General features: G+C 48.5%; 13 protein-coding genes. 7 read left to right on the top strand and 6 right to left on the bottom strand.

Annotated elements, in window-relative coordinates; genetic code table 11:
• The first annotated feature begins 48 nt into the window (after positions 1–48).
• The 3 genes from KTH89_RS02030 to KTH89_RS02020 all read left to right on the top strand — a co-directional run bounded on the left by KTH89_RS02030 (position 49) and on the right by KTH89_RS02020 (position 4424).
• Positions 49–1284 carry a DUF1015 domain-containing protein gene (locus KTH89_RS02030; RefSeq protein WP_238720443.1) on the top strand — a complete coding sequence of 412 codons (1236 nt, stop codon included), beginning with the start codon at positions 49–51 and terminating at the stop codon, positions 1282–1284.
• A gap of 96 nt (positions 1285–1380) precedes the next feature.
• Positions 1381–2853, top strand: a complete 1473-nt coding sequence (spoIVA, locus tag KTH89_RS02025) for a stage IV sporulation protein A (RefSeq protein WP_158348477.1) — start codon at positions 1381–1383, stop codon at positions 2851–2853.
• Between the two features lie 557 nt (positions 2854–3410).
• Positions 3411–4424 (top strand): hypothetical protein, encoded by a 1014-nt coding sequence (locus tag KTH89_RS02020; RefSeq protein ID WP_238720442.1) that lies wholly within the window; start codon positions 3411–3413, stop codon positions 4422–4424.
• A 91-nt stretch (positions 4425–4515) separates the two neighbouring features.
• On the opposite strand, the gene KTH89_RS02015 is transcribed toward KTH89_RS02020, so the two are convergent.
• The 4 genes from KTH89_RS02015 to aroF form a co-directional block, all read right to left on the bottom strand.
• Positions 4516–5148, bottom strand: a complete 633-nt coding sequence (locus tag KTH89_RS02015) for a GyrI-like domain-containing protein (RefSeq protein WP_238720441.1) — start codon at positions 5146–5148, stop codon at positions 4516–4518.
• Positions 5149–5421: 273 nt separating this feature from the next.
• Positions 5422–6699 carry a 3-phosphoshikimate 1-carboxyvinyltransferase gene (gene aroA / locus KTH89_RS02010; RefSeq protein ID WP_238720440.1) on the bottom strand — a complete coding sequence of 426 codons (1278 nt, stop codon included), beginning with the start codon at positions 6697–6699 and terminating at the stop codon, positions 5422–5424.
• A 43-nt stretch (positions 6700–6742) separates the two neighbouring features.
• Positions 6743–7840 carry a prephenate dehydrogenase gene (locus KTH89_RS02005; protein ID WP_238720439.1) on the bottom strand — a complete coding sequence of 366 codons (1098 nt, stop codon included), beginning with the start codon at positions 7838–7840 and terminating at the stop codon, positions 6743–6745.
• Positions 7840–8853, bottom strand: a complete 1014-nt coding sequence (gene aroF, locus KTH89_RS02000) for a 3-deoxy-7-phosphoheptulonate synthase (protein WP_158348824.1) — start codon at positions 8851–8853, stop codon at positions 7840–7842. The genes KTH89_RS02005 and aroF overlap by 1 nt, the downstream gene beginning before the upstream one ends.
• 491 nt (positions 8854–9344) lie before the next feature.
• Here aroF and KTH89_RS01995 point away from each other — a divergent pair, with 491 nt between their 5' ends.
• Both KTH89_RS01995 and KTH89_RS01990 read left to right on the top strand, forming a co-directional pair.
• Positions 9345–9629 (top strand): hypothetical protein, encoded by a 285-nt coding sequence (locus tag KTH89_RS01995; RefSeq protein WP_238720438.1) that lies wholly within the window; start codon positions 9345–9347, stop codon positions 9627–9629.
• A 129-nt stretch (positions 9630–9758) separates the two neighbouring features.
• Entirely contained in the window at positions 9759–10025 is a 267-nt protein-coding gene (locus KTH89_RS01990; RefSeq protein WP_238720437.1) for a hypothetical protein, read from the top strand.
• Between the two features lie 9 nt (positions 10026–10034).
• Here KTH89_RS01990 and KTH89_RS01985 read toward each other — a convergent pair whose 3' ends face one another.
• The gene (locus KTH89_RS01985) at positions 10035–10667 is read right to left on the bottom strand and encodes a hypothetical protein (RefSeq protein ID WP_238720436.1); all 633 of its coding nucleotides are present in this window, start codon (positions 10665–10667) and stop codon (positions 10035–10037) included.
• 610 nt (positions 10668–11277) lie between these two features.
• Here KTH89_RS01985 and KTH89_RS01980 point away from each other — a divergent pair.
• Positions 11278–13374 (top strand): elongation factor G, encoded by a 2097-nt coding sequence (locus KTH89_RS01980; RefSeq protein ID WP_158344175.1) that lies wholly within the window; start codon positions 11278–11280, stop codon positions 13372–13374.
• Positions 13375–13522: 148 nt separating this feature from the next.
• Here KTH89_RS01980 and KTH89_RS01975 read toward each other — a convergent pair whose 3' ends face one another.
• Positions 13523–13993, bottom strand: coding sequence for a tetraspanin family protein (locus KTH89_RS01975; protein ID WP_158344176.1), 471 nt, complete (start codon positions 13991–13993; stop codon positions 13523–13525).
• A 155-nt stretch (positions 13994–14148) separates the two neighbouring features.
• Between KTH89_RS01975 and KTH89_RS01970 the strand changes: the two genes are divergently transcribed.
• Complete coding sequence (locus KTH89_RS01970; RefSeq protein ID WP_158344268.1) at positions 14149–14523, top strand: NusG domain II-containing protein; 375 nt, start codon at positions 14149–14151, stop codon at positions 14521–14523.
• The last annotated feature ends 3 nt before the right edge of the window (positions 14524–14526 follow it).

The raw sequence follows: 14526 nt of genomic DNA, 5'->3' as shown, positions 1-14526 counted from the left end.
AAATCCATAGAAAAAGAGCGTTCTATTCTTAACAAGGGAGGAAATCCTATGGCAGTTGTAAAACCATTTTGCTGTATCCGTCCCAGATCTGATCTGGCGGACCGGATAGCGGCATTGCCTTATGACGTATATAACCGGGAAGAGGCTTTGGAAGAGGTAAAGCGGGAGCCGATGTCCTTCTTAAAGATCGACCGGGCGGAAACCCAGTTCGGGCCGGAAGTGGACACCTATGATCCGAAAGTGTATCAAAAGGCGCGCGCCACCCTGCAAAAAATGATCGAGGACGGATATTTTTTAAGAGACTGTGACGAGTGTTATTTTATATATGAACTGACCATGGACGGGCGCTCCCAGACCGGAATCGCCGCCTGTTCCTCCATCGATGATTATGTGAACGGTGTCATAAAGAAACACGAGAATACCAGGGCGGATAAGGAAGAAGACCGGATTCGCCATGTGGACGCCTGCAGCGCCCAGACCGGCCCCATTTTCCTGGCCTATCGTTCGGACGAGCGGATCAACCAGATCGTCAAATGGAAAAAGAGGGAAGAACCGATCTATGACTTCGTTTCCCCCGACGGGGTGGGACATCGCGTCTGGCGTATCTGTGAGCGCAGATTAGTGGAAGGCCTGCGGGAAGCGTTCGCGGATCTGGACAGGATCTATATCGCGGACGGGCACCATCGGGCGGCGTCGGCGGTAAAAGTGGGTCTTATGCGAAGAGAAGCGCATCCGGATTTCAATGGGACAGAGGAATTCAACTATTTTCTCTCCGTGTTATTCCCGGATGACCAGCTGATGATCCTGGATTACAACCGGGTGGTCAAAGATCTGAATGGCTTAAGCACTCCTGAATTCCTGCTGAAAGTCAAAGAAAAATTCGAGCTGGAAGAAGTGGGCGCAACGCCCTGCCGTCCCTCCTGTAAGGGTGAAATCGGCATGTATCTGGACAAGAGCTGGTATAAGCTGACCGTAAAGAGGGAACTTCGTTCCGAACATCCGGTAGACGGGCTGGATGTGTCTATCCTGCAGCGGGAGCTTCTGCAGCCGGTTCTCGGCATCCGGGACCCGAAGACCGATAAGCGGATCGACTTTGTTGGCGGCATCCGCGGTTTAAAAGAGCTGGAGAAACGTGTCGCGGCCGACTGCCAGGTGGCTTTCGCCATGTATCCGACCTCCATCGGGGAGCTTTTCGCCGTGGCGGACGCGGGCCTTTTAATGCCTCCGAAATCCACCTGGTTTGAGCCCAAGCTGCGCAGCGGTCTGTTTATCCATCAGATATAAAGAGCATACCCTATCATCATCACAGGAGAACTTCCTGTCATATCAAACCCCCTTCCATCATATATTGTAACAGCACATATGGAAGGGGTTACTTTTATGGACAGCTTTAACGTATATAAAGACATCCAGGCCCGGACGAACGGAGAAATATATCTGGGGGTCGTAGGGCCGGTACGCACCGGAAAATCCACATTTATCAAACGTTTCATGGACCTGATGGTTTTACCGAACATGGAAGATGAGCATGCCAAGAACCGTACGCGAGATGAACTGCCGCAGTCCGCAGCCGGAAAGACCATTATGACAACGGAACCGAAATTCATACCGAAGGAGGCGGCGCAGATCTCCCTGGGCGAGGATGTACAGGTGAAAGTCCGCCTGATCGACTGCGTCGGTTATATGGTCGAGGGAGCCACCGGGCACATCGAGGGGGACACAGAACGGATGGTCAAAACCCCCTGGTTCGATTATGAAATTCCGTTTACCCAGGCGGCGGAGCTTGGAACAAAGAAAGTCATCAACGACCATTCCACCATCGGCATCGTGATCACCTGCGACGGCTCCTTTGGGGAACTGAACCGGGAAAACTATCTGGCCCCGGAAGAAAAGACGATCCTGGAGCTTAAGAAGCTGGGCAAACCGTTCCTGGTGCTGGTGAACTCGGAAAAACCATACAGTGAGGAAGCCCAGAAGACGGCTGCGCAGATCGAAGAAAAATACGGCGTCATCGCCATGCCGGTAAACTGCGAACAACTGCGCAAGGACGACATACATAAAATCATGGAAAGCATCTTATACGAATTCCCGGTCGCCCAGATGGAATTCTTTATGCCAAAATGGGTGGAAATGCTGCCGCCCGACCACAAAGTAAAAGCCGACATGATCGCCAATGTCAGAGAACTATTGAAGAAGATCAACACGATCCGGGATGTGACCAATGACAACATCCAGTTCACCGGAGACTTTGCGAAGAAAACGAAACTGGATAAGATCGACATGGCGTCCGGCTGTATCCGAATCACCGTCGATGTGGACGACAGCTTCTACTACGAGATACTAAGCGAGCTGACCGGAACCCCGATCTCCGGGGAATACCAGCTGATCGCCACCATCAAAGAGCTATCCTCTATGAAGAAGGAGTACGCCAAGGTACTGGAAGCCGTATCCGATGTGCGCTACAAAGGCTACGGGGTCGTAACACCGAATCTGGATGAAATCGTGCTGGATGAACCGACCGTCATCAAGCAGGGGAATAAGTTCGGCGTGAAGATCAAGTCGGAATCCCCGTCGATTCATATGATTAAAGCCAACATAGAGACCGAGATCGCGCCCATTGTCGGCAGTGAACAGCAGGCCCAGGATCTGATCACCTACATTAAGGCCAACAGCGAGGGTGAGAACGGGATCTGGGATACGAATATATTTGGTAAATCCGTACAGCAGCTGGTGGAAGACGGAATCCGGACGAAGATTTCCCAGATCAGCGATGAAAGCCAGGTGAAGCTGCAGGAAACAATGCAGAAGATCGTAAACGACAGCAACGGCGGAATTGTCTGTATTATCATTTGATTTGCAGAGGAGGGGTTTTTGCTTTTTGCGGGGCGGGTTCGGGGCTTGCCGGTCCGTTAGGCGGCTTGGGCTGGGACTTTGGCTTTGGGCGGCAGGGCTGCGGGCTTGGGTTTCGGGGCGGCCCTCCGGGTCTTTGACCGTGCCCAGGGGCTGTGGGCTTGCGCCGGCAACTGCTAAATAAAAGAGGAAGGACGGATTCAGGAACCGGGCCTATTCACCAGGAACACATGATGTGTTCCCGGTTCAGAGGCCCTTGTGTGTCGGCGGGGAACGCCGACACACATCCTGAATCCGCCCTTCCTCTTTTATTAAGCATTTGCGCGGCCGCCCAATGCCCCTGGGCACGGCCAAAGACCCGGAGGGCCGCCCCGAAACCCAAGCCCGCAGCCCTGCCGCCCAAAGCCAAAGTTCCAGCCCAAGCCGCCTAACGGACCGACAAGCCCCGAACCCGCCCCGCAAAAAGCACCAGGCCTGGATAGCAAGCAATTAATTTTAAATTTTATTTGTATTTTTATATTAGAATAGTATAATGATACCAGAAAGGGAGGAGGGATATTTTGAAAAAGTATTTGTGTGTTTTAATTATTGGCATGATCATTTTGATGAGCGGATGCGGAAAAACATCGGCAGGAATACCGCCATATCAGCAAATTGACGAGATCATAGAACAGTTTAATAATAACGGAATGACCATGGAGTCGACCGATAAGATTAGTAAAAATCTGCCGAATGGATGTAAAGCGTCAGTGAGTTTTACGGATGAAGATATGGCCGCAAGAATGGAGGCTAATGTTTTTAATGATTATCAGGATAGCGGCGTAATTGAAATTTATAAAAATAATGAAAAAGCGGTTAAGGCAGCACAGGAATTTGAAGATTCCATAAAGTATCCATTCGGATTTCTCATTATAAAAGACAATGTATTATTAAAATTAAACGTGCATTATTCTGATGCGTATGTTGAACTATATTGTGAATCGATTGGCGGCGAGCTATACAAGAAATTCCGTGTAGAACAAATCATTACTAGTGAGAAAACACAAGAGAATACAATTTTTACGGAAGAAGAACGTAAATCGATAAACGAAGTATCATACTCTAACGGGGATAAGACTACATGGATAAAATCCGGAAATGTTTATGATGCAATTACTAAGATATATCCAAAGGTTACTTTACAATGTTTAGAAAATACAGAAAGTTCAGATGAAAAAGTAAAAAACTTGTTTATAGAAATCGATCCTAGCAAGGTGGATTTTTACGAATCCCTGGTTACTTATATGAGCATAACGAAAGAAATTGTTCAGCAATGTTCAACAGAACTAATGGGTGAAAATTATACGTGTATTATTGCTGCATATGATCCTTCAAAAGAAAGTGTCGATATAAAGTATGGTGTTCTACATTTTAACATCATTCCAACATCAGACGGGCTGCATCTTGAAGAAGGTGAATTAGGAAACGTTGTAGGCGATTTAGGAAGTAACCCGTTAATTATAAGAGACCGTCCCAATATAGTAGTAGATCTTGTAAAAGCCGAGGATGAATCCGGTATAGTAGAAATAAAATAAGATAAAATAAAATAGATAAAATATAACTAAGACTGTCCAGGCCAGGCCTTGGGACAGTCTTAGTTGTTGACTTAAAAAGAATATTTAAAATTTAGATTAACTTAACGGGATGACGAATAACCGTTTTCAGATTCTGGGGGTTGCATTTTCGCACATCACTGAGATAGATCTCATGATGATAACGTTCCTCCGTAATATCGATCTGATAACCATGCTCCTGTGCAAAATCATCCATCAGCTGTATAGTCCGCGGCTCATCGTCATATGGCCCGATGTGCATGCATTGTAAAGACAGCCCTTCCGTATAATGAAAAAATTCTACTTTAGAATAATCTGTTTTTTTCTTTTGGGTAGCTTCCATAACCGCCCAGTCGAAATCTTTGCGCTGCACAAAATCAGGCAGCCTGATAACGGAGATCCACTGAAAATGATCTTTCCGGCTATAATCGATTCCCTTGACGCCTTCCATCCACCAGAACCCCTCCAAAGGCGGAACCTTATAATCAAAATACCCGTCAATCTTATAATCACCCTTCGGACTCATTTTCAAGGTAAAGGCGATACCATAGAGGAGCCCGATCGACGCCTTATACTCCCCGTCCGGTTCGTTAGGATCCCCCTGACCTCTGACTGCAATAAAATTCATGGAAGGAACTTCTATGATTTCCGGTCTATTTTTAGGCAGATAAAATTCTTTGTATTCTTTCTTAAAATCAAATGCCATCTTCATTCCCCTTTCTCGTTTAGAACATTATAACATCCAAAATATGACAACTATACGTCAAATTAAGAAAAGACAATAAACAAATCAGCCTATCGATCATGAATCAGCCTCATCGATTATTAAGCAGCCTATCGATCACCAAAGTAGGAGTGAGCAGGCGCAAGGGCGGCTCCCGTTACCTTTGTCCGCTCCGCCCGGAACCCGCCCTTGCGCCTGCTCACTCCGGCCCTTAGTAATCAAAGCCCTTAGCAATCAAAGCCCTTACTAAAACATCTATAAGGTTAACTTCCGAAGATCGGCATAAAATCCGGGATAGGAGATATTTACGCAGTCACTTCCGAGAATCTGTGTGGTTCCGTCGCTGGCTAAGCCTGCGATGGCAAAGGACATAGCGATCCGATGATCCAGGCGGCTGTCGATGACCGCTCCGTGCAGGGGAACGCCGCCCTCGATGATCATGCCATCCTCCGTTCCTTGTATTCTGGCGCCCATAGCGGTAAGATTTTGAACCATCACATCGATCCGGTTAGACTCTTTCACTTTTAGCTCCTGGGCATCGCGGATGATGGTGGTGCCTTCGGCGAAGCAGGCCAGTACGGCCAGCATGGGCAGTTCATCGATCAGAGCGGGTATGATGGACCCCCCAATGACCGTCCCGTGGAGCCTGCTGTAGCGGACGACCAGATCTGCGGCAGGTTCGCCGTCTGTGTCGCTGATATGTTCAAGGGTGATATCGGCGCCCATTTCCCGGCAGACTCTTAAGATTCCATCCCTGGTAGGATTGATCCCCACATTTCGTATCCGGACTTCGGAACACGGGATCATAAGGGCGGCCGCTATAAAATAGGCGGCGGAAGAGATATCACCGGGGACCTGAATCATACGTCCGTCCAGCTTTGGCTCCGGCTGAATCGTTACGGTAGTATCCTGAGAGGATATTTGGGCGCCGAACATCCGAAGCATCAGCTCCGTGTGATTGCGGGAGAGCTGGGGTTCCGTTACCGTAGTCGTTCCGTCTGCGTAGAGGCCCGCCAGCAGAATCGCGGACTTGACCTGCGCGGAGGCGACTTTCGAGTGGTAATGGATGCCGGTCAGGCTGCCGCCGCGAATCTGAAGCGGTGCGCAGCCATTTCCCGGGACACTGACGATACCGGCCCCCATCTGGGAGAGCGGATCGATAACCCGTCCCATGGGTCTTTTCTGTATCGAAGCATCCCCGGTGAGCACAGACTTAAATTCCTGTCCGGCCAGGATGCCCGACATCAGGCGCATGGTAGTCCCGCTGTTGCCCACATCCAGCGGCTGCTGCGGCATGGACAGGCCGTGCAGGCCTTTCCCGTGAATGAGCACTTCGTTTCCGTTATTTTCAATCGGGATACCCATCTGCTGAAAGCAGGAGATGGTAGACAGACAATCCGCGCCCTGCAAAAAATTAGTAACGGCGGTGGTGCCTTTGGCCAGCGCTCCGAACATAACGGCGCGGTGGGATATGGATTTGTCTCCCGGAACCCGTACCTCGCCTTTTACATGATGTACTCTTTGAAAGTTCATAGAAAAACTCCAATCTGTTATAGATTACCCGGCAGGGTGATATTCATCGCTCATAAACCGTATAGTGATATTTGCGCAGCAGCTGTGCTGCAAGCCGGGAGGCCTCTTCCTCGTAGAATTCAATACGAAGGACGCCCTCTTCAAATTCCCGGTTATGAATGATTCCAATATTTTTGATACTGATATGATTGGTGGCGAGTATGGTGGCAATCGTGGCGATGCCTCCCGCCTCATCTATAATATCGCAGTAGACGGCGTACGCCTTTTTGATAGGCCCAAGGGAGGATTCCGGTATGGAATTGCGGTAATCCCTGGCGGTATCAAAAAGCTTATAAAGCGCATCCTCGTCGGAATGGTTGATTTCGTCCCGGACCGCCTTAAGCATACGGATGTAATCATCCATCGATCTTATAATATTTTCCCGGTTTGTCAGACAGATCTGCTGCCACATCACCGGGGATGAGGAAGCGATTCGGGTAATGTCCCGGAAGCCGCCGGCGGCGATGGCCTTCATGGTGCCTTCCGCGGAATCCGAATCCCGCACCAGATTCACCAGGCTGGAGGCGATGATATGAGGAAGATGGCTGACCACCGCAGTTATGTAATCGTGATCCTGATGGTCTAGAATCAGCGGGATCGCCCCCAGAGAGCGGACCAGACTGCTGTAGGCCGTTACCTTCTCCTGACAGACCGACGCGCTGGGGGTAAGGATATAATAGGCGTTTTCGATCAGGTGGTCATTGGAGTTCTCATACCCGGATTTCTCTGAACCGGCCATGGGATGTCCGCCGATAAAATTCGCTTCCATACCGGCAGCGGCCACCGCCTGGTGAATTCCGGTTTTCACGCTTCCCACATCGGTCAAAACCGTATCTTCTGCAAGATAAGGCTTAAGAGCGGACAAACAGGAAGAATTATTGGAGACCGGCGCGCACAGGAAAATGTAGCGGCAGCCGGAAAACTGACTGTCTATGCTGGTACAGGCAAGATCAATGGTACCGTCCTTCATGGCGGCGGACAAGGTGGTGCGGTTGGTATCATAAGCCAGCATCTCGCTGTCCGGATAGAATTTGCGGACAGCCTTCGCAATAGAACCCCCGATCAGGCCCAGGCCAATAAAACCGATGCGCAGCTGTTCCATTACAGCGTCCTCCCGGAAAGAGCCGCGTAAGCTTTCAGCTCACGGGCCAAAGTATCAAACTGTTCAAAAGTAAGAGACTGGGGTCCGTCGGAGAGCGCGCATTCGGGATTGTTATGCACCTCCATTATCAATCCGTCCGCCCCCACCGCTACGGCAGCTTTGGCCAATGCCGGAACGTAAGCCCGGACTCCGCAGGCATGGCTTGGATCTATGATAACCGGCAGCTGCGTCCTTGACTTCAGGGCCGGCACCGCGCTGATATCCAGCGTATTGCGGGTAGCGGTTTCAAAGGTCCGGATGCCGCGCTCGCACAGAATCACATTTTCATTTCCCATGGACATAATGTATTCGGCCGCATTGAGCCATTCCTCCAGCGTTGCGGACAAGCCCCGTTTCAGGATCACCGGAAGCCCGCATTTTCCAGCCTCCTTTAACAGATAGAAGTTCTGCATATTCCGGGCGCCGATCTGGATCAGATCCACGTACTTTACCGCAGCATTGATTGCTTCCAAGCTGGTCACCTCGCACACAGTATAAAGCCCGGTGGCCTTTCCCGCCTCCTGCATATATTTCAAGCCTTCTTCCTCCAGCCCCTGGAACGCATAAGGGGAAGTTCTGGGCTTATAAGCACCGCCTCTTAAAAAATTAGCGCCCGCCTTTTTTACGGCCTGGGCGATCAGCATAATCTGCTCCTCGCTCTCGACCGCACAGGGACCGGCCATCAAGGCCAGCGTATCCGGTCCGATCTCGGCCTTTCCAACTTTGATTCTGGCCGGCTGGGCGTGAAATTTGCGGTTTGCCAGTTTATAGCTCTCCGTGACCGGAACAATCTTATCCACATAAGGCGCCAATTCCAGATTCCGGTTATTTAATCTGGATTTGTCGCCGATTACACCGATAATGGTCAGCTGGCTTCCCTCCGACAGATGGGGAGTCAGTCCGTTATCCTCAATCGTTTTTACCACATTATTGACCGCTTCTTTCGGAGCGCCGGGTTTCATTACAATAATCATCTCTACAATTCCTCCAAGACCGTTTCGTTTCCCAACGGCGATTTTTCTTTATCCATTGTACTTTTGCAAGTTTAGATTGTCAACACTTTTTCGCTTTAAAGTGAAAAAATATGGTTTTGAAAAGCCTGGAGGGATAGAGGGGGACGGGAAGGGAGGGAAGCGGCATAGGCCTGACGGGGCGGGCTAATCTCGCGGGGACGGATCGCTTGAGGCCGGGCCTTAGAACGGGTTACTCCGATGGCGGGAGAACCTCACAGGGCCCGGAATGGTTCTTCCTCAGGTTTGGGTATGCCCGCTGCCTAAGGCTGGGGAAGAACCGTTCCGGGCCCTGCGAGGTTCTCCCACCATCGGAGTAACCCGTTTTAAGGCCCGGCCTCAAGCGATCCGTCCCCACGAGATTTATCCGCCCCGTCAGGTCTTTGCCACTTTCCTCCCTTCCCTGGTTTATTGCAGGCTGGATTTCTTGTTTTTATAACTGGGGGCACGAGAATATGGGACTGGACGTAATCATGAAATTTAAGATGGCATCAAAGGCTGCTGTCACAATTATGCTCGCGCTAACTGTTGTTCTGGCAATAGCGGCTGCCACTATGGGGGGATACGCTGCTACACCTGTTTACCCGGTCTGTTTTATTAAGGCCAGCAATGGATTTGAGTACGCGAACGGAGCGGAAGGAAACAAAATAGACATATTCGTAACAGGATATACCTGTGTGAATTTTTTAGATAATCCCAGTCTTGGCCTGTCGTATGAACCGGATGATTCCGGGAAATAGAAATTCCGGTCGCGATCCGCACCCTAATTCGGGTTTAGGAATCTGTCTGGGAGCAATACCGGAGCTTCGCAATGCAAAATCTATATATTATTGAGGAGCAAGTGTTGCGAATCCGCCAGAAGGGCATGTATGAATGGGACGCTGTTAAGTATACTTTATGATATCCATGGCGGTTCAGGAGGAAGCCCGTTCGTTGGTATCAGTCCCGAAAATAATATAGGCGAAAAATATATTAGGGTAGGCTGTATGGAGAACGCTGCAAGGGACTTGGTCTGGGAAAGTGGAAAATTGGACGGATATTCTAAAGAATATACCGAAGATTACTATATTGATATTCAATTTATATTCATAGCAAATACGGGGTTTGATATCACAGGTTCCATTGTCATGGAATAGCAAAAATAGTTATATGGATACCGCTTTGTGATACAATATAAAGTAAAATATCAAGGAACTTATTACAAAAGAAATCACATAAATTATTTTGCTTTTTGCCCTCTTAAAAAATAAGATTCCGAACAAAACCAACCCAATACTATCCATTATTAATTGAAACAAAAAAATGTGATATTTAGATAAATAAATAGAAATGCCAATGGTTTCCGCCGCCAGAGCTCCCACCGGTAAAGCATATAATACGGAATTAAAAACAGTATCCTTATTCCAATAATAAAGAACAAACGCTGCTATACCACATGGAACTGAAAGAACAGCAAACAATACAAATAAAGAAAGACGGAAGCCGCCCGAGAACAAAGGAATGAATAAACCCAATACGGCCTGTAAGCCATAAAAGCTCAAAGACATTCCAAACATATACAAAAACGAGCTGATTCCCGCACAAATATTGGAGGTGCTTAACAGCACAATCAAAGTATTAGTAATCATCCAAAATCCCAGCAGCGTTTGGATTGACGAAAAGCTCCATAAGGTATCCGCGGGAAAATAATCTGCCAGTCTGCAAATACAGCCTATGAAAATGCCAATCAAAAAGATTTTTATATAAGATATCACAGAGTGTTCCAAAAATTTATCCATTTCATATCCCTCTCAGATTCCATCCTATCGAAAATGCCTGATCCCCCAAAAGCGAACCAGCATCACACAACTTGTTCCATTCTAATATCACCATACGGAAATGTCAAACAAGTTATAACTTCATATGTCATAACATCATAACCAAATCCTGCAAACAAATCTGAGCCGGCAATAAAGTAGGAGCGGGCGGGTGCCGGGAGGTTGGCTGGGCTTAGGGGCGTATCGCGCCGGGAGTAGAATCGCTTAAGGCCATGCCTTAGAACGGGTTACGCAGAAGAGGGAGAAACCTCGCAGGACCCGGGACACTGTCTGAGCCGATTTTTGGCAAGTTTGTCCCGGGTCCTGCCAATCAGAGGTTTCGCCCTCTTCGGAGTTACCCGTTCTTAGGCATAGCCGAAGCGATTCTACTCCCGGCGCGATACGCCCCCAAGCCCAGCCAACCTCCCGGCGCCCGCCCGCTCCGGCCCCTCAATCCCACAGATAACTTTGTATAATATGAATAAAACACTTGTAAATATAGTGGATTTTTAGTAGAATATACCCATGGACATTTCCAGCATGCAGCGGGGCGGTTTATCGCTGTAAATCTAACAGTATCGGAGGAATTCATATGAACGTTTATACCACGGACAAAATTCGAAATGTCGTTTTATTAGGCCACGGCGGTTCAGGAAAGACTACTTTGGCAGAGGCTATGTCATATTTAGCCGGTATTACAAGCCGGATGGGAAGAGTCGAGGACGGAAACACCATTAGTGATTATGACAAAGAAGAGATCAAGAGAAAGTTTTCAATTTCAACTTCCGTGATCCCTCTGGAATGGGAAGGCGTGAAGGTTAATATATTGGATTCTCCCGGATATTTTGATTTTGTGGGTGAAGTGGAAGAAGCGGTTGCGGCGGCTGACGCGGCGATTATCGTTGTTTCAGGCAAGGCAGGCGTGGAAGTCGGTACGGAAAAAGCCTGGGATCTCTGTGAAAAATACAATCTGCCCAGAATGTTTTACGTAAGCGACATGGACGTGGACAATGCCAGTTTCCGTGAAGTAGTGGAAACTTTAACCAATATGTATGGAAAGAAAATTGCACCTTTGTTCCAGCCGATCCGTGAAAATGAAAAGTTTGTCGGCTATGTGAATGTTGTGAAGATGGCGGGACGCCGTTTTATAGACAAAGGAAAGAGGGAAGAATGCGAGATCCCGGATTATTGTAAAGAGTATCTGGATATCTACCGCGAGGCGCTGATGGATTCCGTTGCGGAAACCAGCGAGGAGTTCATGGAACGGTACTTCTCAGGAGAGGATTTCTCCGTGGATGAGATCCGGGCGGCCCTTCGGTTTAATATTGACGACTGCTCAATCGTACCGGTGGAGATGGGTTCCGCTGTTGAGCTGAGGAATATTCATAACCTGCTGACCGATATCGTAAAATATTTCCCCAGCCCGGACAAACGCCAGTGCGCCGGACTGAACAAGAAGACCAATGAGATCTTCGAAGGAAACTATGATTTCCAGAAAGCGAAATCTGCTTATATCTTTAAGACGATCGTAGACCCGTTTATCGGCAAATATTCGCTGATCAAAGTGGTTTCCGGCGTTATCAAGAATGATGATGTGCTGTACAATACGGATAAGGATATGGAAGAAAAATTGAATAAGCTCTATGTGCTCCAGGGAAACAAACCCATCGAAGTAAAAGAGCTTCATGCCGGTGATATCGGTGCGATCGGCAAGCTGTCCGCCGCCAGAACCGGAGATACTCTTGCCACGAAAGCGATCCCGATTGCTTACGGCAAGACAGAGATGTCCATTCCGTATACATACAAGAGATACAAAGCCAAAAATAAAGGCGATGACGATAAGATTTCACAGGCTCTGAACAAGCTGATGATCGAAGATCTGACCATCAAGGTAATCAATGACGGTGAAAACCGCCAGACCCTGTTATATGGCATGGGAGATCAGCATCTGGATATTATTACCAGCAAGCTGCAGGATGAGTATAAAGTGGAAATCGAGCTGACTAAGCCGAAGATGGCATTCCGTGAGACGATCCGCAAGAAAGCCGATGTGGAAGGCAAGCATAAGAAACAGTCCGGCGGACATGGACAGTATGGCCATGTAAAGATGACCTTTGAACCTTCCGGTGATCTGGAGAAATCTTTCATATTTGAACAGATCGTTGTGGGCGGCGCGGTACCGAAGAACTATTTCCCGGCAGTGGAAAAAGGACTTGCGGATTCCATGCAGAAGGGACCGCTGGCCGGTTATCCGGTAGTAGGCGTGAAAGCCACTTTATATGATGGTTCCTTCCATCCGGTGGATTCATCGGAAATGGCTTTCAAGATGGCGACGATCCTGGCCTTCAAGAAAGGCTTCATGGAAGCTTCTCCTGTATTGTTAGAGCCGATCGCTTCTCTGAAAGTGACGGTTCCGGATAAATTCACCGGTGACGTTATGGGTGATCTGAACAAACGCCGCGGCCGTGTGCTTGGTATGAATCCTACCGCCGGCGGTAAGCAGGTGATCGAAGCGGATGTTCCGATGATGGAATTATATGGATACTCCACCGACCTTCGTTCCATGACCGGAGGACGCGGGGATTACAGATATGAGTTCGCCCGTTATGAACAGGCGCCGTCCGATATTCAGGAAAAAGAAGTTGCGGCCAGAGCGGCTGCAGCGGAGAGTGGTTCTGAAGACGCCTAAATGATACAGACAGAACAATATTAGCGGTCTAACCAAATAAGAGCAGCTTCCCAAAAAAGGAGGCTGCTCTTTTCGTCCTGCCGGACTCTGTGTTCTTATTTTCCTGTAACCGGACGGATCAAGGGAGAATCTGGTTCCGGACAGATCGTTATTCTTCCGAAAAAAATATCAGATACAGGTCATCGGCCAGTTTGTCCAGATAGGATTCTTCCAGCTCCCCATAAGAACGGTTGATGACGTCCTTAATATTTTCCAACCGTTTAAAATACCGTTCCTCCTCAGAAAAGTCCGCGTCAATCCCCGCTTCCAGCGCGTCGGCGGTGATCGTCTTTTGAAACCAGGTCAGTATTTCTTCTGTCTGGGCGTTTTCGGATACCACCTGTTCCGATATCTTTTTAGCGGATTTCATAGAATAGACCCCAAAAATAACACAGGCCACAAACAGAATCCCCATCACGCTGAGCATCAGCGTATTGCTTTCCCTTCCGAAAGGAAGCGGCAGTATACCGGCAAACCCCAGCAGATCCAGAATTAATCCAATTCCCCCCACGATCAAAAATGTATAGGCCGAGGAGCGGGTCTCTTCATATCGTTCCTCCGGTTTTTTATAAATTCCCATATCCAAACTCCTTTTTTCGTGATAGCCTCATTCTATCATAATCCATCTTGAGCCGCAAATACTATTATAAGCAGTTATAAACAATAAGGAGTTATAAGCATTGCAAGCCGGTAAGTATTTGTGCTAGAATGGTACAAGATTGTAAGGAGCGCAGTATGAAGAAAAATGACTGGATGCTGCTGGCGGCTGTGATTGTCATAGCGGCCGGCCTTTATGTGGTAAATACCTGGATTATTCATAAACCGGGGAAAGAAGTCGTGGTAACTGTGGAGGGAAAGCTGTATGGGACGTATCCCTTAAACGAAGACGCGGTGATCGATATTCAGGGGACGAATCGGCTGGAGATCCGGGACGGCAAGGCGGATATGGTCTGGGCGGATTGTCCCGATAAGCTCTGCGTGCACCAAAAGGCGATACAGCGCAACGGGGAAACCATCGTATGCCTGCCCAATCAGGTGGTGGCCGAGGTTAAAGGAGACGGAAATACAGATGGAAGCGAAGCGGACGGGGTGGATGCGGTTGCGCATTAGGAG

It is taken from the genome of Diplocloster agilis, from assembly GCF_019042275.1.
GTDB lineage: Bacteria > Bacillota > Clostridia > Lachnospirales > Lachnospiraceae > Diplocloster > Diplocloster agilis.
Note: the sequence above shows the minus strand (reverse complement) of the source record. Positions and strands in the feature narration are given on the sequence as shown.

Excerpts from the sequence above, each read along its gene's own strand:
- KTH89_RS01985 (WP_238720436.1), bottom strand. The coding sequence starts at position 10,667 with ATGGATAAATTTTTGGAACACTCTGTGATATCTTATATAAAAATCTTT.
- KTH89_RS01980 (WP_158344175.1), top strand. The coding sequence starts at position 11,278 with ATGAACGTTTATACCACGGACAAAATTCGAAATGTCGTTTTATTAGGC.
- KTH89_RS02005 (WP_238720439.1), bottom strand. The coding sequence starts at position 7,840 with ATGGAACAGCTGCGCATCGGTTTTATTGGCCTGGGCCTGATCGGGGGT.
- KTH89_RS01975 (WP_158344176.1), bottom strand. The coding sequence starts at position 13,993 with ATGGGAATTTATAAAAAACCGGAGGAACGATATGAAGAGACCCGCTCC.
- aroF (WP_158348824.1), bottom strand. The coding sequence starts at position 8,853 with ATGATTATTGTAATGAAACCCGGCGCTCCGAAAGAAGCGGTCAATAAT.
- KTH89_RS01995 (WP_238720438.1), top strand. The coding sequence starts at position 9,345 with ATGGGACTGGACGTAATCATGAAATTTAAGATGGCATCAAAGGCTGCT.
- KTH89_RS02030 (WP_238720443.1), top strand. The coding sequence starts at position 49 with ATGGCAGTTGTAAAACCATTTTGCTGTATCCGTCCCAGATCTGATCTG.
- KTH89_RS01970 (WP_158344268.1), top strand. The coding sequence starts at position 14,149 with ATGAAGAAAAATGACTGGATGCTGCTGGCGGCTGTGATTGTCATAGCG.
- KTH89_RS02015 (WP_238720441.1), bottom strand. The coding sequence starts at position 5,148 with ATGGCATTTGATTTTAAGAAAGAATACAAAGAATTTTATCTGCCTAAA.
- KTH89_RS01990 (WP_238720437.1), top strand. The coding sequence starts at position 9,759 with ATGAATGGGACGCTGTTAAGTATACTTTATGATATCCATGGCGGTTCA.
- spoIVA (WP_158348477.1), top strand. The coding sequence starts at position 1,381 with ATGGACAGCTTTAACGTATATAAAGACATCCAGGCCCGGACGAACGGA.
- aroA (WP_238720440.1), bottom strand. The coding sequence starts at position 6,699 with ATGAACTTTCAAAGAGTACATCATGTAAAAGGCGAGGTACGGGTTCCG.